Raw genomic sequence first — 19470 nt, 5'->3', positions numbered from 1 at the left:
AGTTGCCCGCGTCCGGTGCTGCGCTGTGCCCAGTGCCGCGTCCGGTGCCGTGCCCAGCGCTGTGTCGACGGTGGTCCGCGCGGGCCGGGGCCTACCGTCCGTCCAGGATCGCGGGCAGCTCGTCCATCCAGGCCAGTACGGCCTCCTCGTAGCGGATGCCGAAGGCCAGTGTGGCGTCCGTGAAGCGGTCGGGGGCGCCCGCGGCCACCCTCTCCCGGTAGTCCGCGAGCCGCTTCTCGTGGTCGGCGCGGTGCGCGGCGATGAACTCCGTCAGCCGGTCCCGGTCCAGGGCGGAGCCGAAGGCGATGGTGAGCAGCAGCGGGTAGCGGATCTGCTCGGAGCCCGGCGGCTCGGCGAGCCATGCGGCGAAGGCGGCCCGGCCCTCGTCGGTGAGCCGGTAGGGCTGCCGCGACCGGGGGCCCGCGGGCCCGGCCTCGACGAGCCCACGGCCGGCGAGGGCCGTGAGCTCGCGGTAGACCTGGCTCCTGGTGAGGGTCCAGAAGTCGCCGATGAGCTGCTCGGCGGTGTGCACCAGCTCGTATCCGCTGGCCTCCCCGCCGTGCAGGAATCCGAGCAGCGAAGCCGCGGTGGGGTTGAGGTCGGCCATCCCGTTCTTCCCTTGACATTCCACTGTGGACGGTGTGCCATGAAAAGTAAGCACAGTCCACTGTGGCATGTCAGGAGGCGGCAATGAACACACAGAGTTTCGCGGCCGGGTTTCACGGGTTGCACGACGAGACCGCCGTCGAAGAGCTTCCGGTCAAGGGGACGCTGCCCGACTGGCTGGAGGGGAGCCTGCTGCGCAACGGTCCCGCGCGCTACGACGCGGGGGAGCGCTCCCTGCGGCACTGGTTCGACGGACAGGCGATGCTGCACCGCTTCACCATCGACGGCGGGAGGGTCTCCTACGCCAACAGGTTCCTCGACACCGCCGCCCACCGCGCCGTCGAGTCGGGGACGATCGCCTACCCCGAGTTCGCGACCGACCCGTGCCGCTCACTGTTCGCCCGCTTCTTCACCCGCTTCTCGCGCAGGCCCTCCGTGAACGCGAACGTCAACATCACCCGCTTCGGCGACCGCTTCGTGGCGCTGACCGAGACGCCGATACCGGTCGCCTTCGACCGGGACACGCTCGCGACCGCGGGAGTGGTCGGCTACGAGGACGGGTTGAGCGGCCAGCTGACCACGGCCCACCCGCACCAGGACCCCAGCACCGGCGACCTGGTCAACTACCTGCTGCACTTCTCGCGTACCAGTGAGTACCGCGTCTACCGGCAGAAGGCCACGGGCACGGGCCGCGAGCTGATCGGCAGTCGCCGGATCGCCCGCCCCTCCTACATGCACAGCTTCGCGATCACCGGCCGGTACGCGGTCCTCGCGGAGTTCCCGCTCGTGGTGAACCCGCTGAGCATCGTGCTCAGCGGCCGGCCGTTCATCGAGAACTACCGCTGGGAGCCGGAGCGCGGCACCCGCTTCACGGTCATGGACCTGCGCGACGGCTCGGTGTGCGGTGCCTACGAGGGGCCGGCGTTCTTCGCGTTCCACCACATCAACGCCTTCGACGACGGCGACGACATCGTCCTCGACATCTGCTCGTACGAGGACGCCTCCGTCATCGACGCGCTGTATCTGGACCGACTGCGCGCGGGCGACGCGATCCCGTTCGCGCTGCCCACCCGCTACCGCATCGGCCTCGGCACCGGCGACGTCGAGGTGCGGCGGCTGTCCGAGGAGTCACTGGAGCTGCCGCGCATCGCGTACGACCGGCACAACGGCGTCGACTACCGCTACGCGTACGGTGTGGGCGCCCGCGACCGCAGTGGTGACGACTTCCTCAACCAGCTCGTGAAGGTCGACGTGACGACAGGGCGGACGCTGAAGTGGTCCGAGGACGGCTGCTATCCGGGCGAGCCGGTCTTCGTGTCGGCACCGACTGCGGCGCCCGGCGCGGAGGGCGAGGACGACGGCGTCGTGCTGTCCGTGGTCCTCGACTCGGCGGCGGGCTCGTCGTTCCTGCTCGTGCTGGACGCCCGCACGTTCGAGGTGCTGGCGCGCGCGGACGTGCCGCACGCCATCCCCTTCGGCTTCCACGGGCTGTTCACCCGGCACACCTCGTAGGTACGGGCCTCGGCCCAGACGAGTGCCTCGGTCCTTACGCGGGACTTGCCCAGGTCCCGCTCTCCGCGGAGCGGGACATCGCGTCCAGCGCGGCCGCGCTGTGGACGGCGTCCTCGACCGTCGCGCCGTACGCGGTGCCCTCGGCGATCGAGCGCAGGAAGTTGTACGCCTCGATCACCTTGAGGTCGTCGTAGCCCATGCTGTTGGCCGAGCCCGGCTGGAAGGCGGCGTACTCGCCGTGCCCGGGGCCCACGTACAGCGTGCTGACCGGCTGGTCCTGGTACGACGTGCCCCGGCTGACGCTCAGCTCGCCCATGCGGCGGAAGTCCCAGGAGACCGCGCCCTTGGTGCCGTGGATCTCGAAGCCGTAGTTGTTCTGCTCGCCGACCGAGACCCGGCAGGCCTCCAGGACACCGCGGGCTCCGGAGGCGAAGCGCAGGAGGCAGGACACGTAGTCCTCGTTCTCCACCGGGCCCAGCTCGCCGCCCGCCGAGCGGGTGTGGCCCGCGGTGGCGCCGGTGGGCCGGGCGCGCTCGGGGACGAAGACAGCAGTGTCGGCGGCCAGTGACGCGATCTCGCCGAGCAGGAAGCGGGCCAGGTCCACACCGTGCGAGGCAAGGTCGCCCAACACTCCGCTGCCGCCGCGCTCACGCTCGTACCGCCAGGTCAGAGCACCTTCGGGGTGGGCCGCGTAGTCACTGAAGAGGCGGATTCGGACGTGTGTGACCGTGCCGATCTCGCCGGAGGCGATCAGTTCGCGGGCCGCCGCGACGGCAGGCGCGTTGCGGTAGTTGAAGCCGACCGTGCCCTGCACGCTCGCCTTCGTGACGGCGCCGGCCACGGCCCGCGCGTCCTCGGCGGTGAGACCGACCGGCTTCTCGATCCAGATGTGCTTGCCCGCCTCGGCCATGGCGACGCCGATCTCGCGGTGCAGGAAGTTCGGGGCCGCGATGCTCACCGCCTGGACCCGCGGGTCGGCGGCGACCTCCCGCCAGTCCCGGGCCGCCGTCGCGAAGCCGTACTGCTCGGCGGCCTCCTCGGCCCGGCCGGGCACCTCGTCGGCCACGGCGATCAGTTCGGGACGCAGGGACAGCTGAGGGAAGTGGTGCGGCACACGGGCGTACGCCTGGGTGTGCACCCGCCCCATCCAGCCGAACCCCACGACGGCGACGCCGAGCGTACTCACCATGACTGCCCTTCTTTGGACCGGTCCAGAACTCTTCCGGTTCACACTGAAGGCCCGTTCCCGCACGTGTCAACCCCAGGAGGAGCCCATGAGGACCTCACGAGGACCCTTTGACAACCCGTCGATCCCTGTGGAACGGTCCATTTCATGAGACCACCGACGATCCGCGACGTCGCCGAACGGGCCGGAGTGTCGAAATCCCTGGTCTCGCTCGTGCTGCGCGGATCCGACCAGGTGCGCCCCGAGAAGCGGCAGGCCGTGCTGGCCGCCGTCGAGGAACTCGGCTACCGGCCCAACGCGGCCGCGCGCAGCCTCAGCGAGCGGCGCACCCGCACAGTGGGCGTGCTCCTCAACGACATGCGCAACCCCTGGTTCGTCGAACTGCTCGACGGCCTCAACTCCCTGCTGCACGCCCACGGCCTGCGCATGCTCCTTGCCGACGGACACCTCAACCTGCGTCTCGGCGAGGACCTCACCCGCGCCTTCACGGACCTACGGGTCGACGGCCTCATCGCCGTCGGCACACTGCCCGGCCCCGAGGCGCTGCGCACGGCCGCCACCCGGGTGCCCACCGTCGTCGCGGGCGCCCGCGAACCCGTACTGCCGCACGTCGACCTCGTCGCCAACGACGACCAGTACGGTGCCCGGCTCGCCACCGAGCACCTCATCGCGCTCGGCCACCGGCGCATCGCCCACATCGCGGGACAGGGGATGGTCGGCGAACTGCGCCGCCGCAGCTTCGAGACGGTCATGCGCGAACACGGACTGTCCGACACGGCCGTAGTGGAACAGGGCGACCTGACCGAGGAGGGCGGCTACCGTGCCACGGTCCGGCTGCTGAGCGCAGGCGAACGGCCCACCGCAGTCTTCGCGTTCAACGACATCGCCTGTGTCGGCGCCCTGTCGGCCGCCGAGGAACTCGGCCTCCGCGTGCCGCACGACCTCTCCCTCGTCGGCTACGACAACACCTATCTCGCGCGCCTGCGGCACCTGTGGCTCACCACCGTGGACAGCGCCGGCCACGACGTCGGCCGCCGCGCCGCACAGTGCCTGCTCGACCGCATCGCCGACCCCACCCGTCCCGCCGAGGTCGTCCTCAGCACGCCGGTGCTGGAGGTACGGGGCACAACGGCCGCGCCGCGCGAGCCCCGCGCTTGAGCGCCACGCACGCCACGAGCCCCGACCGCGCGGGTGAACGCCCGGTCCGAACGAAGCCCAGGGAGCACCGGCGCGGGGCCGTGTCCTCGTGCGCCAACGGCCCTAGAGTGGGCGGCTGCTGACCGGTTCACCGTGTCCTTCCCCCTGGAGGAGCGCATGTCCCGCAGACCGCCCCGACGTTCCGTGCTGCGTGGCCTGGCCGCCGCAGGAACCGCGGTGATCGGCTTCGACCCCTTCACCCGGAGCTGGGCGGTGACCCCGTCCGACCGGCCGCTGCACGGCATCCCCGAGCTGGACGGCACCCTCCACACCGACGAGGCCGCGCTGAGCGCCGCCGCCGACGACTTCGGCCACATCGTGCACCGCCGTCCGGCCGCGGTACTGCGGCCGGGCTCCGTCGCGGACGTCGTGGCGATGGTGCGGTTCTGCCACAGGCGCGGAATCCCGGTCGCCCCACGCGGACAGGGCCACGCCACCAACGGTCAGGCACAGGTCGCCGGCGGCCTGGTCGTCGAGACCACCCCGCTCGCCGCGATCCAGCCCCTCGGCCCCGGCAGCAGCAGCGTCCGGGTAGGCGCCGGCGCGAAGTGGAGCGACGTCGCCAAGGCCACCCTCGTCCACGGTCTGACGCCTCCCGTCTTCACCGACTACCTCGAACTCTCCGTGGGCGGAACGCTGTCCGTCGGCGGTCTCGGCGGTCAGACCCACCGCCACGGCGCGCAGGTCGACAATGTCCTGGAGCTCGAAGTCGTCACCGGCGCGGGGGAGTTGCTGCGCTGCTCCCCGGACCGCCACCGGGACCTGTTCCTCGCCGTACTCGCCGGCCTCGGCCAGTGCGCCGTGGTCGTCGGCGCGACCGTGCGACTGGTCCGCGCGCCCGAGACCGTACGCCACTACCTCCTGCCGTACGACGATCTGCGGACCTTCGTGGAGGACCAGCGGCTGCTCGTCCGCGACCGACGGTTCTCCTACGTCGAGGGGCAGATCGTTCCGGACGCCGCGGGTGCCTTCCGCGGGTATGTCATCGAGGCCGTCGCCTACGGACCTCCCGCGGGAGACGTTCCCGACGACGCCGTGCTCCTGCGGGGCCTGCGGCACGACCCGTCCGGCGCGGAGATCACCGACATCCCGTACTACGACTTCCTGGACCGGCTCGCCCCGGCCGTCGCAGCCCTCAAGGAAGCCGGGCTGTGGGCGTACGCCCATCCATGGCTCAACCTGCTCCTGCCCGGCCGCAAGGCGGCCGACGTGGCGGGCCGGCTCCTGGACGCGCTCACCCCGGGCGACGTGGGTCCGGGCGGCGTGGTGCTGCTGTACCCGCTGGTGCGCGAACGCCTGCGGACCCCACTGCTTCGCATGCCCGACGACCCCGTGCCCTACCTCTTCGCGGTCCTGCGGAGCACTCCTCCCGACGACACGGCGGCGGTACGGCGACTGCTGGCGGCCAACCGGTCCGCGTACGACCTCGTCCGCGCGGCCGGCGGCACCCGGTACCCGGTCGGCTCGGTGCCCTTCGACCAGGCCGACTGGCGACGGCACTTCGGGTCCGCCTGGCCCCGGCTCGCCGCCGCGCGGAAGACCTACGACCCGCGCGGGATCCTCGTCCCCGGACAAGGCATCTTCTGAGCGGGCGTCTTCCGAGCAGGCGTCTTCTGGCCCGGCCGGTCAGCCGACCGGGTCGTCGCACTGCGTCCCGGGCGGGCAGAACCAGAGCAGGGCCGTGTCCACGAGCTCCCGTTCGTCCTCGGTCCCGTCGGCCTCGGAGCCGTACGCGACCAGCGCGTACCGTTCGCCGTCCGTCGCCTCGAAGCGATGGTCGATGACGTGCCGGGTGCCGCCGCCCTGCTCGCCCGCGATCTCGTCGGCGCGGTACTCGTGCTCGGCCGCCTGACCCACGGCACTCGGGACCTCCTCCATGGCGACCGGTTCGTATCCGTCGAGCTTCTCCGCCTCGATCTGAGCGGCCTGCAGCGAGGAGTACGGAGAGGTCTCCATCACCTGGAACACCTGAAGCCGTCGGGTGCCGTCCGGACTGCGGTAGTCGACGATGTCGATGCCGTACTGCGAGGACCGGCTCTCGCGTTCCCAGCCCTTCGGCAGTGCCACCCGATACCCCGCGATGTCCTGGAGGGACTCGTAGTCCTCGGGGAGGGTCGCCGACGACTCGAAGGTGGTGTCCTGCGAGGGCGATCCGTCCGCGGGAACCTCGTCCCCGGTCCCGCCCGACGCCGTCTCCGGGGACTCCTGTTGGGTGGCGGTCGGGTCCTTGTACGGTTCCGGCTCGTCCTTCCAGGCCAGTGCCCAGATGCCGAAGGCGAGCCCGGTGACCGCGAGCACGATCCCCGTCTGCTGCCGGACGCTCTTCTGCCGCGGCACGTCCAGGTACTGGTCGGTGTGGAAGAGGCGTTCGCGCCGGGAACCGCCCCACTCCTGCCGCTCGGTGTCGAACACCCTCATCGCCGCGGCCCTCCGTGTCGCCGTCCCGCGCCCGTCATCGGCTGCCTGCCGCCGTCCGTCGTCATCGCGCCGGTCATCCGAGGAGCTGGGCGATGCCCTGGACGACGGCTGTCGCCGAGGCGATGGCTCCGGCGGCCGCGGCCTGTGATCCCAGCCAGCCGCGTACGCCCGTCAGCAGGCGGGTGAGGCGTTCCGGCCCGGCGGCTCCGGTGCGCGTGATCTCCGCCTCCGCGTCGGCCAGTTCTCCGTCGAGGGTCGTGTCCTCGGCGCTTCGCTCCCGCGCGGGCAGGGCTTCACGGAGGGCGCGAATGGCCCCGAGCAGCTCTTCGTGCCGCACGTCCGGCTCCGCCGCGGTGTGGTTGACGGAGTACGCGCTGCCCTGGCTGCCGGTGGCGATCGAGCCGCCGCTCATGGAGCCGATGTGCACGCCGCCGCCGTCCTGCGCCGGCCGGCCGGGGGTGGGGTGTCCTGTGTCGCTCATGTGCTGGGTCCTTGGGGTCCGGTGCCTAGCTGGGATCGGTGCGCGGTGTGCCGTGCGCCGGTGCGGTGTTGTGCGAGGTGGCGCTGCCGTGGGCGCCGGTGGCGACGGAGCCGCCGGACATCGCCTGGACGAAGACGCTGCCACCGCTGACCTGGTAGACGTGCTGCTCGAACTGCTCGGTCTGGTAGCCGTGGGCGTGGAGCGCCTGGCGCACGCCGTTCACGATGCGCTCCTCGACGGTCTTGATGTACCGGGTGACGTCCATCTCCTGATAGGGCGACAGCCCGGAGGTGGCGGTCAGCTGACGCAGCGAGACCCGGGGCACGTCGGGGGCCGGTTCGCGGGTGGACCAGCCGGTGGTGAGCTCCCTGGAGACGGTCTTCAGGGCGCTGATGCCCGCGCTGACGCCGGTGGCGGGTCCATGGCCGAGGGCGCGTACGGCGCCGCGCGCCCAGCCCTCGGGCAGCCGGTCCACCAGGGCGTCCACGTTCCTGAAGTCCTTGCGGACCGGGCCGAGTACGTACGGCGAGACCTCCAGCACGAGCATGCCGCCCTGGGTGTGCACGCGGACCAGGACCGTCACCACGACCTGTTCGTGCCAGGCGCCGATACGGACGCGCAGGAACACGCGCCGCCCCTCGCCGCCCTCGTCGACGGCTTCCCTCAAGTGGGCGGCGACCTGTACGGGGTCGTAGACCGTCAGGCCGTCCCCGCCGGCTCCGCCCGCCGCCGTCGCGCTCGCGTCGGGGCTGCCGCCGACGTGCAGTTTCTCGTCACGGCCGACACCGCCCGGCACATAGACGAACCGGTCGATCTCCAGCTCGCGGAGCCGGTCCTTCCCGGTGCGTGCGGCCGAGTCGCGCAGTCGCAGCAACTGGGGCTCGATCATGGCGAGTGCGCCCTCGGCGGTGAGCGGTCCCTTGTCCTGGTGCGGGATCAGGGCCCCGTTCGAGGCGGGATCGGCCGGGGCGGCGGCCCCGGTCGGCGGACCCGAACGCTTCCGCAGTTCCATCGCGAAGGACCAGGCCCGACGTCCCGCACCCAGCCCGACGAAGGGGCTGTCCGCCTCGTAGAGCGTCAGGGCGGCCTTCTGCTCGCGCTGAATGTTGGCGAGCAGATCCTCGTACAACGGCCCGGCGGGCAGCTCGGGTTGAGCCGTCTTCTGGAAGGTCCAGCGTGACAGCCAGTGACACAGGGCCCGGCGCTGAGTTGCCTGGTGCCACCATGCGATCAACGCGATGAGCAGCGGAAACAGCAGCGGATACGGGGTCTGTACGGTGCCGCGGAGCACCCCGGCCACATACCAGTACCATTAGAAGACGGCGAACATCGCCGCACACCACGTCACCGTGCGGCCGAAGCCCTCGGCCGCCTTGGCCACCGGGTCGGGGAGGCCCGCCTGACGCCCCTCGGCGCTCGGCGACTTCACGGCGTGGGCGAACCAGAGGCCGAGGGCGACGAACGCGTAGAACTGCGACCACGGCATGGGCATTCCGGCGGTGAGTTTCTCGTCGCCGGCGTAGAACGCGGTGAACACGTCGCCGAATCCGACCTCGGCCCCGTCGCCCCAGCTGTCGGCGACGCGGTCCCAGAACATCACGATGTCGGACAGCAGGAACCCGAGCCAGGCGACCAGCATCAGCCCCGCCGTGCGCGCCTCCTGGCGTGTGACACGCACGGCATGGGCCAGTACGGGCAGGACGTCGACCCCCAGCGGAGGGGCCACGGGCCGCTCCTGGTGGTCCACGAGTTCATCGATGACCCGGCGCCGGAAGCCGGCGTCCTGGTAGACGCCGGCACACAACAGCCGGGTCGCCTCCGTGCGGCTGTACGGATGTTCCGGGAGGCTCACTCCGGCCACGTCGCTCCTATGTCCCCTGGTGTCAGGGGAAGGAAGCTAGTGGACGACCGGCCCCGCCCGTCCGGTCGTCGGGCACCGGCACTTCGTTAGGGTGAAAGGGCCGCATTTCCGCTGGACAGGTTCTGGAGGAGTCAGAGAACGGCGGCCACCTCGAAGCCCGCCTCGGTGATCGCGGCGCACACCTTCGAACCGTCGAGCGCCTCGCCCGTCACGGTCACCGAACCGGTGTCGAGGTCGATGCCGACCCGGTCGACGCCGTACACCCCGCAGACCTTGGTCTCCAGGGTGTCGGCACAGCGGCCGCAGGTCATTCCGATGACGTGGTACCGCTGTTCAGTCATGATCCCTCGTCTCTTCCCGACGTGCGCACGCACGCTGTGGGAGCCGCTCCGGGATCAGATACGCGTACGCCGACGGCGGTGTTCACCCCCGCCGACCACTCACAGGGAAGCCGGTCGGACGGTCCCGCCCGCACCGCCGAGTACGTCCAACGCCGTGACAGCGACGTGCAGTTGGGTGCGATGTGCGCCGGACTCCAGGTCGTTGCCCAGGAGCCGCTCGATGGTCCGCAGCCGTTGGTAGAAGGCCTGCCGGGAGAGCCCGACGTGCTTGGCGGCGATCGACTTGTTGCCGGCGGCGACGAGATATTCGCGCAGGGTCGAGAGGAGGTCGCTGCCGTGTCGTGCGTCGTGCTGGACGAGGCGTCCGAGCTGCTGTTCCACGTACCGCTGGACGCGGACGTCGTCGCGCAGTGAGTACAGCAGCTCCGGCAGACCGATGTCCGACGCGACATGGAAGGGGCGGTCGCCCGTCCCGGGGCCGATCGCGTCGGCGATCTGTTCAGCCTCGCGGAACGATCTGGTGACCTGGCTGAGTTCGGTGACCCCGGGGCCGACCGCCACGACGAGCCCCTCCCCGAACGTGCCGCGCAGATCCCGGCCGACGCGTTCCACGACGGGCTGCCAGGCCGAGGCGCGTGCCAGCGCGAGCAGCAGTCCGGTCCGGTGTTCGGACAGGTCTCCCACCAGGGCCTTGACGCCCGAGATGGGCAGTTCCGCGGCGAGGTGCCCGGTGACCGTGGTGTCGGCGTCGGCCGTGTCCGCGTGGTCGATGACGACCGGGACGAGGCGGTGTCCGGTCGTGGGCAGTCCGAGCGCCTCGGCCCTCAGGCGCGCCTCGGTACGGCTCCGGTAGCGCCAGTGGAGCAGATCGAGCAGGACGGAACTGTGCGCGCGCCGGTCCCACTCGGGTCTGCCGGTGAGGCGAGCCAGGGTGAGGGCGGTGGCGGCCTGTTCGAGGATCATCGTCTGCTCGGGACCGATCGGCGGACCGGACACGTGCGGCAGCATGATCAGCCGTCCCCATCGTCTGCCCCGGTCCTCGACCGGCGCCACGAGCCAGCCCTCGGGCCCGCTCGCCGCCGCCCGGTCCGGCGTCGGGGCGGTGCGCGAGCGTCGCGGCCAGGCCTCCAGGACCTGTCCCTCCGGAGGGCCGGCGGTCCGGCAGATCACCGCGTGGTGGATCAGGTTCTCCAGGACCACCGGGCACCCCGTGAGGTCCGCCGCGGCCTGTACGAACTCCTCCGGGTCCGCGCCACGCAGGGTGAGCGAGGTGAACAGCTCGCGCACCTGCTGGGCGCGGCGCAGCAGTTCGCCCTGCGCGTCCAGGATCAGCGCGTGGACGGTCTGGGTGACCTCGATGAACCGCACCCCGCGCGCCAGCACGATCAGCGGCAGGTCCCTCTCCCGGCAGGCGGTGACCAGTTCCTGTGGCGCGTGCTGGTAGCGGCGGCCCAGCTCGACGACCAGTCCGGCCACGCCCACGTCCGCCAACTGGTCTACGTAGCCGCGCAGTTGGGTGGGATCGGCCGGGTGCGGCATGCCGGTGGTGAGGACGAGTTCGCCGCCCTCCAGGAAGGAGGCCGGGTCGAGCAGTTCGGTGACATGGACCCAGCGGACCGTGCGTGACAGCTGGTGCTCGCCTGCCGCCACCCGGGGCAGACCGGCGGCGATGACGGGCAGCCGCAGCACGTCCGCGACCGTGAGGAACGGCATGGGGGCAGCTCCAGTCCGACGACGTGCCGACCGGCCCGGCACGATGTCCGGACCACTCTGAGGGGTGAGACAGACCGGCGCAAGGCCCGATTGCCCAGCTCAGCGCCGTGCCCCCCCCCGGGGGGGCACGGGGAACGGCGCGAGCAACCACACGGAACCGGCAGCCGCGAACGCACCACGCGCCCCGGGGCGAGAAGGCGAGAAGGCGACAAGGACCAGCGGCACGCGTCAGGGCCGCCGCGCGATCAGATCCGCGACCGTGGCGATCGGAGAGGTCCGGGCCCGCCCTCCCGCCTCGTGCCGGTCCGCCCACCGGTAGGCGACGTACAGCCCGCGCACGCCCAGCCAGCGCAGCGGTTCCGGCTCCCAGGTGCCGGGGCGGTGCCCGGTCCACGGCAGCCGGGTCAGCCGGGACTCACGCCCGAGCACCAGATCGGTGAGGGTGCGGGCGGCGAGGTTCGTGGAGGTCACGCCGTGTCCGACATAGCCGCCGGCCCAGCCGAGCCCGGTGGCGCGGTCGAGGCCCACGGTGGCGGACCAGTCGCGGGGCACGGCGAGCACCCCGCACCAGGCGTGGTCGACCCGGGCACCGGCGGTCTGCGGCAGCATCTCGTGGAGCGTGTCGGTGAGCTGGCCGATGGTCCGGGCGTCCACCTGCCCCGCGTCGTCGGTGCGGGAGCCGAAGCGGTACGGGACACCGCGCCCGCCGATCGCGATGCGGTCGTCCGGGGTGCGCTGCGCGTACATGTGCCCGTGTGCCGTGTCGCCCAGCGTCTCGCGGCCCGCCCAGCCGATCTCCTCCCACACCTCCTTCGGCAGTGGTTCGGTGGCGATCATCGAGCTGTTCATGGGCAGCCAGGTGCGGCGCAGCCCCTTGAACGAGGCCGTGAACCCCTCCGTCGCACGCAGGACCACGGGCGCGACGACCGTGCCGTGCGCGGTGACCGCCCGCCCTGGCTCGATGGCCGTGACCGGGGACTTCTCGTGGAGGGTCACGCCGAGCCGTTCGACCGTCGAGGCGAGCCCCTGGACCAGGGCGACGGGCTGCAGCCGGGCGCAGTGCGGGGTCCAGGCCGCGGCCGTCATCCCGTCGACGCGGACGCGGTCCGCGGCCTCCTCAGGCGTGAGCATCACGGCCTCCGGCACGCCCCACTCGTGGTCGGCCGCGGTCTTGTGTCGCAGCCGGGTCGCCTGCGCGGGGGTGCGGGCCACCCGCAGGGTGCCGCCCTTGACGATGCCGGCGTCGATCCCCTCGCGCTCGGCCACGGCGACGATCTCGTCGACGGCCTCGTTCATGGCGCGTTGGTGGTCGAGCACGGCATCCCGCCCGTACTGCTTCGCCAGTCGGTCACGGGCGCCGGGCACGAGCCCCGACGCCCAGCCGCCGTTGCGGCCGGAGGCGCCGAACCCGGCGAACTCGGCCTCCAGGATCGTGATCCGCAGTGAGGGGTCGGCCAGTTTGAGGTAGTACGCGGTCCACAGTCCGGTCAGTCCGGCGCCCACGATGCACACATCGGCGTCGCGGTCACCGGGCAACGCGGCGCGTGGGGTGGGCAGTTCGGCGAACCAGTGGGAGATCCGGCCGTTGACCGGGCCGGGCCGGCCGAGCGTGGTGGCGCTCACGGGGTGTCCTTTCACGGCGGCTGGACGAGGAGAAGAGGTGGGTCAGACGCCGAGCAGGGGAGGCAGCTCGGAGAGGTCGCTGATCTCCTCGTACGGCTGGTAGGCGGCCGAGCCCGGAAAGCCGTACCGGTTGACCCAGATCCGCCGCATGCCCTCGTACCGCTTGGTCGGCATGATGTCGTACTCCCAGCCCTGCGCGGTGTGGACGATGTCCTCGGGGCCGCGCCCGGTGGCCTTCATCAGGTACTCGAAGGCCTGCGGCAGCGGCTTGTACGCTCCGGCCTGCTCGGCGGTGAGGACGTAGTCCCACTCCACGCCGAGCTCGTCGACGGCGTACGAGATCAGGTCGTCCTCGCTGTTGGAGAGGATGGCGATGTCGTACTCGCCCTTGAGGCGGCGCAACGCGTCCGGGACCTCGCGGAACGGTGTGAACTTCTTGATGGCCTCGATCAGCGCCTCGCCGTCCTCGTCCCGGTACTCCAGGCCGTGCAGCAGCATGACGTTGCGCAGGGTGCGGCGGACGACCTCGCGGTAGGGGCGGTACTCGTCGACGACGCCCTGGAAGCGCATGACGTACGCGTCGTGGTGGAACCGGTCCGGGTCGACGCCGAACTCGGCCAGCCGGTCCTTGACGATCTCGTGCGTGGCGGTACGGGTGTCGAAGTTGATGAGGGTCCGGTAGCAGTCGAAGCTGACGACCTTGCGCATGGAGTGAACTCCTCTGTGTGGGACGAGGGTTGAGGTGCTTCAAAGGTGAAGTGGCGACGGGGTGAGCGGCTTCAGGACCGGCTGCTGGCCTCGGTCAGACCCAGGTCCTTGGTCTCGGGCGCGAGGAAGTAGGAGACGACGAGTCCCACCAGCGTGATCGCCACGGCGATGCCCAGCGTGCCGCGGACGCCCAGGTCCTCGGCGGCGATCGGCAGGAGGAACGTGGAGGAGGCGGAGCCCACGCGGCTCATGGCGGTGGCGATGCCCACGCCCGTGGCCCGCAGGTCGGTCGGGAACAGCTCGCTCGGGTAGACGAACTGCAGCCCGCTGCCCGCCGCCTCGAAGAACTGGAAGGCCGCGAACAGGGCCACCACCACGAAGGCCCAGTGCAGTGGCAGCACCGCCAGCGCGATCAATGAGACGTTGATGCACACGAAGCTGCTGATCAGCAGCGAGCGGCGGCCGATCCGGTTGACGACCACCAGGCCGAGCCCGATGCCGGCCACCGCGATGGTGGTGATCAGCGCGCTGGCTCCGTATGTGCTTCCCACCCCGAACGCGGACAGCATCTGTGGCTGGAAGGAGCGGACCGCGAAGGCGGGTGCGACCTGACAGATCCAGAAGACGGAACAGAACACGACCGGGACCGTGTAGCCGCGTTTGAAGATCTCGACGAGATTGCCGAGCCCGGAGCCGCCCCGCTGCTCCTGGCGGCCCTCCGCGAGCAGTTCCTCGTCGCTCACCTCCTGGCCGAGGTGCTTGCGGACGACCGCCTTCGCCTCGTCCATGCGTCCGCGCGAGGCCAGCCAGCGCGGGGACTCGGGGATGCCGGCCCGCATGAAGAGGAAGATCAGCGCGGGGACCGTGCCGGAGGCCAGCATCCAGCGCCAGGAGTCGTCGCCGAGCCCGGTCAGTGCCCAGCCCACCCAGTAGCTCACGCCGTACCCGACCCACCACGCGAGGACCAGGCCGGACAGGGCCGGGCCCCGCATCCGGCGGGGCACCAGCTCGGTGGTGAGGGCGGAGGCGATGGGGTAGTCGGCGCCGATCGCGATGCCGATGAGCAGCCGCAGCACCAGCAGCTGCCAGGCCTCGGTGACGAAGAACTGGAGCGCCGAGAAGACCACGAAGGTCGCCAGGTTGAGGACGTACATCAGATGGCGGCCGACCCGGTCGGTGACGGGGCCGAAGACCGCGCCTCCGATGAACACGCCGACCAGGACGGAGGCGGCTGTCAGGCCCGTCCACAACGTGTCCAGGGCGAGCGCGGGCGTGATGAGGCCGAGGGCGACACCCATCACTCCCAGCAGATAGCCGTCGCAGAAAGGGCCGCCCATGGCGACCACCATGATCCGGCGGTGGAAGGAACTGACGGGCGCGTCGTCGAGCGACGAGGCCCCGCCGGTGGTCGATGAGGTCAGGGACATGCTTGAGGCTCCTGGGGGACGCGGAAAGGCGAGGGGGACGCGCGCCGGCAGGGGGACCGGGCGAAGGAGGCTTCGTACGTCAAGCATTGGAAAGCGGGGATGCGGGAGATACGGGGGGACGCGGGGGATCCGCGGGATTTATTGAGGGGAAGCGAGGGCGGGGGAAGGCGCACAGCGCTGTACGCGGTGCGGACCGGTCGTCAACGGGGTGGCCGGGCGAGGCGGTCCGGGGTTGGCCATCACCCTGGTTCAGCGCGGATCCACCGTCAATGAACATGGTGTTCTCTTGGGAGACGGCGGGTGGACAGTGTGTTCCGTGGCCGCCGACCGGTTGACACACCGTCCACAGCGGCCGTCCCGGGAGAACACCATGGCCGTTGACCCTTCCGGCACGGCCCCGGAGGGTGGAAGCGGTACCTCGTACCAGCCGCCCCGCACCGTCTCACGCCGTGGGAGAACCGCCTTGGCCGACCGGCTCGTCGTCCTGCACCGCGGCATCCTGCCGCACAACGCCGCCGGCATCGAAAGCCTCGCGGACACGGTGTACGCCACCGAGGAGGAACTGCCGCACCTCCTGCCCGGCGCGGACACACTGCTCTGCTGGCACTCGATCACCCCGGCGGTCGAGGCGGCCTGGCCCGCGGACCCGTCGAGCGCGCCCGGCTGGGTGCATGTGGCCTCCGCCGGTGTCGACTCACTGCTCTTCCCCGCCCTGGTCGACAACCCCCGGGTGGTGCTCACCAACTCGCGAGGCGTCTACGACCGGCCCATCGCCGAGTACGTACTCGGCCTGATCCTGGCCCTCGCCAAGGACTTCCCGGGCACCTGGGAGCACCAGCGGCGCCGAGAGTGGCGGCCCCGGGACAGCGAACGCATCGACGGCCGGACCGTCCTCGTGTGGGGCACGGGCCCCATCGGCCGTGCCGTGGCCCGCCTGCTCCGCGCCGTCGGCATGCGGGTGAGCGCCGTAGGACGTACGGAGTGCGCGGAGGACCCCGACTTCGGCACGGTGCACGCCCTCTCCGGACTGCGCCCCGCCCTGGCCGCGGCGGACTACGTGGTGCTCGCGGCGCCCCTCACGGCGGCCACCCGGGGCATGGTCGACGCGTCCGTGCTCGCGTCGATGAAGCCCGGCGCGCGGCTGGTGAACGTGGGCCGGGGCGGACTCGTCGACGAGGAGGCGCTCGTCCGGCACCTCACCGACGGCCGCCTGGCCGGAGCGGCCCTGGACGTCTTCGCCCAGGAGCCGCTGCCCGCCGCCTCACCCCTGTGGGACCTGCCGGGCGTCATCGTCTCCCCGCACACGGCAGGCGAGGTCACCGGTTGGCGCGACGACCTCGCGGACCTGTTCCTCGACAACCTGACCCGCAGGGCCGAGGGCAGGGAGCTGCGCAACGTGGTCGACAAGGAACGCGGCTACGTACGGGAGGTCAGGGGCGGGTGAAGGTGCCCAGGCCGTTCTCGTCGAAGGCCTCGACGGTCACCTTCGACGCCTTCGAGCCGCCCGCGTTCTCCGATCCCGAACCGACGTCGAACGTGACGCCGGACAGCCCGGTCGCGTTCTCCCCGACCGTCCGGAAGCTGAACGTGTCGCCGTCGAAGTGGGTGAGCCGGAACGTCGTCGGCTTCGGCCCCAGGCTCATGGTGAGTTCGCCGTCCGTGGCCGTCACGGTCAGCGGACCGTAGTAGTCGTTCTCGTACGTGCCCGTGTACGTGTCGTCGGACCGGGCGGCGGCCGCGTTCCCCGGGGGCTTGCCGTAGTCGGTGGGGGAGCGGTCCGCGTCCAGCTGCTGTTGGTACAGCTTGTCGACCAGGGGCAGCCAGTCGGTGGTGGGTTCGCCGTGCTGGGCGATGTCGAAGAAGTCGAGCGCGACCGAGTCGGCCAGCCCCACCGGCGCCCCGTTGGTGAGGACGGCGATGCCGAGTTGCTCGCCGGGCAGCATCGTCACGTTCGTGTTGGCGCCGAGCTCGAAGGCGCCGGAGTGGCTGAGGCGCAGCCGCCCCTGGTCGTCGTAACCGACGTTCCAGCCAAGGCCGTAGAAGCCGGCGCGGCCCGCGGGTGCCGGCGGCGGGCTGGAGACGATCTCGGGCAGGTGGGTGCGTTCCAGCTGGTCGGCGGGCACGATCTGCTTCCCGCCCAGTTTTCCGTCGGCGAGCTGGAGCCGCAGCCAGGTGGCCATGTCGCTCGCGGTGGAACTCGCGCCGCCCGCGGGCGACTGGGCGTCGGGGTCCCGTACGTACTTCGCCTCCCAGGTCCCGTCCGCGTCCTTCACATGCGTGGCCGCCTTGTCCGTCGCCTTGTCGTAGTCGGCGAAGCGGGAGCTGGTGGAGTTCATTCCGGCGGGGGAGTAGAGCGTGTCCTCCGCGAGCCTCTCCCAGGTGGTGTCCTTGGCGTTCGCGACCGCCTGGCCCGCCGCCGTGACCCCGTAGTTGGTGTACGCGTAACTGGCCCGGAACGGCGTGAGCGGCTCCTCACGCAGCTGGTCCAGGATGTACGCCCTGTCGTAGCCGAGGTCTTCGAGCAGGTCCCCGGCGTGGTCGGGCAGCCCGCTGCGGTGCGAGAGGAGATCGGCGACCGTGACGTGGTCGCCGACCCAGCGGTCCTTGAGCGAGAAGCCGGGCAGGTGCTCGGCCACCGGGTCGTCCCACGTGATGACCTTGTCGCCGACCGCGCCCGCGACGACGGTCGAGGCGAGCGGCTTGGAGAGGGACGCCAACTGGAAGACGGTGTCAGGTCCGACGTCCCCGGACTGCCCCACCCGTCGCTCCCCGAAGCCCTGCAGATGGACGACCCGGTCCTTGTACACCACGGCCACGGCGACACCCGGGACGCCGGTCTCCTTCATCCCGTCCCGCACGATCCCGTCGAGCCGGTCCACGGCCTCGTCCACCTTCGCCTGCGTGAGCTGGGGCGGTGGTTGGGGCGGCGGATCGGCCGCCGGTGCCGCGGCGGACGGGATGGCGCCGTACCCGGCGGCGAGGAGGGAGGCCACGGCGGCCGCTGTCACCGCCGTGCTTCCGTGGTGCCTCGTCTGTCGCCGAACACCCATACACACCATTCAACGCGCGGCACCGGACCTTGTCCTGCCGAGCCCGCCGGGCACCCGCCCGGCCGGCCCTCGACCGGCCGGAGCCCCGAACAGGTTCAGCCGCGCTTCGGCGGTGTGTAGAAGTCGCCCTCGGACGTCCAGACCCCGTCCTTCACGACCACCCGCTGCACACTGCGGGTGCCGAGGTGGTTGCTCGGGCTGAAGCTCATGACCGGCGACACCCCCGTTTCCACCTTCGTCGCCTTCTCGTACGCCTTGTCGATCGCGTCGGCCGTGACGGGTCCCTTGATGGTCTTCGTGATCTCCGCGAACACCTTCGCGTTGCTCCAGCCCCACAGCGCGAGGAATCCGGCGGGCTGACCGGGCTCGTACTTGGCCATCGCCGTGCGGAACTCCTTCACCGCGGGATCGGTGTCCGAGGGCGCCTTGACCAGCTGTACGGCCTTGAGCCCCTCGGCCGCGTCCTTGGCGAGGGAGACCGTCGACTCCGCGGCGACCGGCGCGTAGGCGTACGTGGGCAGCGACAGCCCCTGCAGCTTGGCCTCCTTCAGGAAGGCGGCCGCCTCGGGGGAGGTGAGGATGAGGATCACCGCCTGGGTCTTCGCGGCCTTCACCTTGCTGATCACCGGGGTGTAGTCGGTGGTCTGGTACTTGACCGTCAGCCGGTCGACCTCGACCGAGGGGTCCACCTTCTTCGCGACGGGCTCGACCTGCTTGGCCACGTTCACGAACGCGGCCGGGTCACTGTGCACGACGAGGATCTTCTTCGCGCCGTCCTGCACCGTCCACGCCGCGATCGCCGCGGCCTGGTCCTCGTAGAGGGTCTGGGTGCCGAACAGGCCGGGGCGCGGCGGCTTGAACCAGGACTCGTTGCCGCCCACCTCGTTGAGAACCGGAACCTTCGACTGATTGAGGACGAACGGGAAGGCCGCCTCCGCCTGGGAGGTGCCGTTCGCGTTCACGATGGCCACGACCTTGTCCTGGCCGACGAGTTCGCGTGCGATCTGCACGGTCTGCTGCGGATCGGCCGCGTTGTCCTTGACGGTCCACCGGACCTTGCGGTCGTTGATGCCTCCGGACGCGTTGATCATCTTGAAGTACGCGTCGGCGCCGGCCCTCTGGGGCACGCCGTACGAGGCGGTGGCGCCGGTCAGCGGGAGCCACGCCCCGATGTGGATCTCCGACGAGTTGCCGCCGGCTCCTGCGGAGTCCTGGTCGGCGCATGCGTTGGCGGTCAGCGCCACCACGGCCAGAACGGCCGTCGTACCCGCGGCGCGGCGGAATTTTCTCATTGTCCGGAACACGGTCCACCTCGTTCACAACAGTTCACAACATGAGTTCAGTTCG

Annotated in this window: 17 protein-coding genes; 4 read left to right on the top strand and 13 right to left on the bottom strand. The window is 71.2% G+C overall.

What is annotated here, in order from left to right:
• Positions 1-91: 91 nt before the first annotated feature.
• Positions 92-607, bottom strand: a complete 516-nt coding sequence (locus tag JEQ17_RS05565; protein WP_200394153.1) for a PadR family transcriptional regulator — start codon at positions 605-607, stop codon at positions 92-94.
• Between the two features lie 83 nt (positions 608-690).
• On the opposite strand from JEQ17_RS05565, the gene JEQ17_RS05560 reads away from it, so the two are divergent.
• Entirely contained in the window at positions 691-2118 is a 1428-nt protein-coding gene (locus JEQ17_RS05560; protein WP_200394152.1) for a carotenoid oxygenase family protein, read from the top strand.
• Positions 2119-2152: 34 nt separating this feature from the next.
• Here JEQ17_RS05560 and JEQ17_RS05555 read toward each other — a convergent pair whose 3' ends face one another.
• Positions 2153-3307 carry a Gfo/Idh/MocA family protein gene (locus JEQ17_RS05555; RefSeq protein ID WP_200394151.1) on the bottom strand — a complete coding sequence of 385 codons (1155 nt, stop codon included), beginning with the start codon at positions 3305-3307 and terminating at the stop codon, positions 2153-2155.
• A 144-nt stretch (positions 3308-3451) separates the two neighbouring features.
• On the opposite strand from JEQ17_RS05555, the gene JEQ17_RS05550 reads away from it, so the two are divergent.
• Both JEQ17_RS05550 and JEQ17_RS05545 read left to right on the top strand, forming a co-directional pair.
• Positions 3452-4462 carry a LacI family DNA-binding transcriptional regulator gene (locus JEQ17_RS05550; protein ID WP_200394150.1) on the top strand — a complete coding sequence of 337 codons (1011 nt, stop codon included), beginning with the start codon at positions 3452-3454 and terminating at the stop codon, positions 4460-4462.
• Between the two features lie 156 nt (positions 4463-4618).
• On the top strand, positions 4619-6088 hold the full coding sequence (locus tag JEQ17_RS05545; protein ID WP_200394149.1) for an FAD-binding protein: 1470 nt from the start codon (positions 4619-4621) through the stop codon (positions 6086-6088).
• Positions 6089-6127: 39 nt separating this feature from the next.
• Here the strand turns inward: JEQ17_RS05545 and JEQ17_RS05540 are convergent, their stop codons facing one another.
• The 9 genes from JEQ17_RS05540 to JEQ17_RS05500 all read right to left on the bottom strand — a co-directional run bounded on the left by JEQ17_RS05540 (position 6128) and on the right by JEQ17_RS05500 (position 15073).
• Entirely contained in the window at positions 6128-6919 is a 792-nt protein-coding gene (locus tag JEQ17_RS05540; protein ID WP_200394148.1) for a hypothetical protein, read from the bottom strand.
• A 73-nt stretch (positions 6920-6992) separates the two neighbouring features.
• Positions 6993-7400, bottom strand: a complete 408-nt coding sequence (locus JEQ17_RS05535) for a hypothetical protein (RefSeq protein WP_200394147.1) — start codon at positions 7398-7400, stop codon at positions 6993-6995.
• 25 nt (positions 7401-7425) lie between these two features.
• Positions 7426-8700 (bottom strand): hypothetical protein, encoded by a 1275-nt coding sequence (locus JEQ17_RS05530; protein ID WP_200394146.1) that lies wholly within the window; start codon positions 8698-8700, stop codon positions 7426-7428.
• A 12-nt stretch (positions 8701-8712) separates the two neighbouring features.
• A complete protein-coding gene (locus tag JEQ17_RS05525) occupies positions 8713-9261 on the bottom strand; it encodes a hypothetical protein (RefSeq protein WP_200394145.1) in 549 nt (182 codons plus the stop codon).
• A 131-nt stretch (positions 9262-9392) separates the two neighbouring features.
• A complete protein-coding gene (locus JEQ17_RS05520; RefSeq protein WP_200394144.1) occupies positions 9393-9602 on the bottom strand; it encodes a heavy-metal-associated domain-containing protein in 210 nt (69 codons plus the stop codon).
• Between the two features lie 99 nt (positions 9603-9701).
• Positions 9702-11315: a PucR family transcriptional regulator gene (locus JEQ17_RS05515; RefSeq protein WP_200394143.1), complete on the bottom strand. Its 1614-nt coding sequence runs from the start codon at positions 11313-11315 to the stop codon at positions 9702-9704.
• A gap of 228 nt (positions 11316-11543) precedes the next feature.
• Entirely contained in the window at positions 11544-12938 is a 1395-nt protein-coding gene (locus tag JEQ17_RS05510; protein ID WP_200394142.1) for an NAD(P)/FAD-dependent oxidoreductase, read from the bottom strand.
• A 42-nt stretch (positions 12939-12980) separates the two neighbouring features.
• Positions 12981-13646: an HAD-IA family hydrolase gene (locus JEQ17_RS05505; protein ID WP_200394141.1), complete on the bottom strand. Its 666-nt coding sequence runs from the start codon at positions 13644-13646 to the stop codon at positions 12981-12983.
• Between the two features lie 71 nt (positions 13647-13717).
• Complete coding sequence (locus JEQ17_RS05500) at positions 13718-15073, bottom strand: MFS transporter (protein WP_200394140.1); 1356 nt, start codon at positions 15071-15073, stop codon at positions 13718-13720.
• A 370-nt stretch (positions 15074-15443) separates the two neighbouring features.
• Here JEQ17_RS05500 and JEQ17_RS05495 point away from each other — a divergent pair, with 370 nt between their 5' ends.
• On the top strand, positions 15444-16517 hold the full coding sequence (locus JEQ17_RS05495) for a D-2-hydroxyacid dehydrogenase (RefSeq protein WP_234048088.1): 1074 nt from the start codon (positions 15444-15446) through the stop codon (positions 16515-16517).
• Here JEQ17_RS05495 and JEQ17_RS05490 read toward each other — a convergent pair.
• Together JEQ17_RS05490 and JEQ17_RS05485 are read right to left on the bottom strand one after the other, a co-directional pair.
• Positions 16504-18132, bottom strand: coding sequence for a serine hydrolase (locus JEQ17_RS05490; protein ID WP_200394139.1), 1629 nt, complete (start codon positions 18130-18132; stop codon positions 16504-16506). The genes JEQ17_RS05495 and JEQ17_RS05490 overlap by 14 nt on opposite strands.
• Positions 18133-18218: 86 nt before the next feature.
• Positions 18219-19427, bottom strand: a complete 1209-nt coding sequence (locus JEQ17_RS05485) for an ABC transporter substrate-binding protein (RefSeq protein ID WP_200394138.1) — start codon at positions 19425-19427, stop codon at positions 18219-18221.
• Positions 19428-19470: the final 43 nt, after the last annotated feature.

This window comes from Streptomyces liliifuscus (assembly GCF_016598615.1).
Classification (GTDB): Bacteria; Actinomycetota; Actinomycetes; order Streptomycetales; family Streptomycetaceae; genus Streptomyces; species Streptomyces liliifuscus.
Note: the sequence above shows the minus strand (reverse complement) of the source record. Positions and strands in the feature narration are given on the sequence as shown.

What these genes read in the sequence shown, in the direction of transcription:
- JEQ17_RS05565 (WP_200394153.1), bottom strand. Translation starts at nt 607, where the DNA reads ATGGCCGACCTCAACCCCACCGCGGCTTCGCTGCTCGGATTCCTGCAC.
- JEQ17_RS05560 (WP_200394152.1), top strand. Translation starts at nt 691, where the DNA reads ATGAACACACAGAGTTTCGCGGCCGGGTTTCACGGGTTGCACGACGAG.
- JEQ17_RS05555 (WP_200394151.1), bottom strand. Translation starts at nt 3,307, where the DNA reads ATGGTGAGTACGCTCGGCGTCGCCGTCGTGGGGTTCGGCTGGATGGGG.
- JEQ17_RS05550 (WP_200394150.1), top strand. Translation starts at nt 3,452, where the DNA reads ATGAGACCACCGACGATCCGCGACGTCGCCGAACGGGCCGGAGTGTCG.
- JEQ17_RS05545 (WP_200394149.1), top strand. Translation starts at nt 4,619, where the DNA reads ATGTCCCGCAGACCGCCCCGACGTTCCGTGCTGCGTGGCCTGGCCGCC.
- JEQ17_RS05540 (WP_200394148.1), bottom strand. Translation starts at nt 6,919, where the DNA reads ATGAGGGTGTTCGACACCGAGCGGCAGGAGTGGGGCGGTTCCCGGCGC.
- JEQ17_RS05535 (WP_200394147.1), bottom strand. Translation starts at nt 7,400, where the DNA reads ATGAGCGACACAGGACACCCCACCCCCGGCCGGCCGGCGCAGGACGGC.
- JEQ17_RS05520 (WP_200394144.1), bottom strand. Translation starts at nt 9,602, where the DNA reads ATGACTGAACAGCGGTACCACGTCATCGGAATGACCTGCGGCCGCTGT.
- JEQ17_RS05515 (WP_200394143.1), bottom strand. Translation starts at nt 11,315, where the DNA reads ATGCCGTTCCTCACGGTCGCGGACGTGCTGCGGCTGCCCGTCATCGCC.
- JEQ17_RS05505 (WP_200394141.1), bottom strand. Translation starts at nt 13,646, where the DNA reads ATGCGCAAGGTCGTCAGCTTCGACTGCTACCGGACCCTCATCAACTTC.
- JEQ17_RS05500 (WP_200394140.1), bottom strand. Translation starts at nt 15,073, where the DNA reads ATGTCCCTGACCTCATCGACCACCGGCGGGGCCTCGTCGCTCGACGAC.
- JEQ17_RS05495 (WP_234048088.1), top strand. Translation starts at nt 15,444, where the DNA reads ATGGCCGTTGACCCTTCCGGCACGGCCCCGGAGGGTGGAAGCGGTACC.
- JEQ17_RS05490 (WP_200394139.1), bottom strand. Translation starts at nt 18,132, where the DNA reads ATGGTGTGTATGGGTGTTCGGCGACAGACGAGGCACCACGGAAGCACG.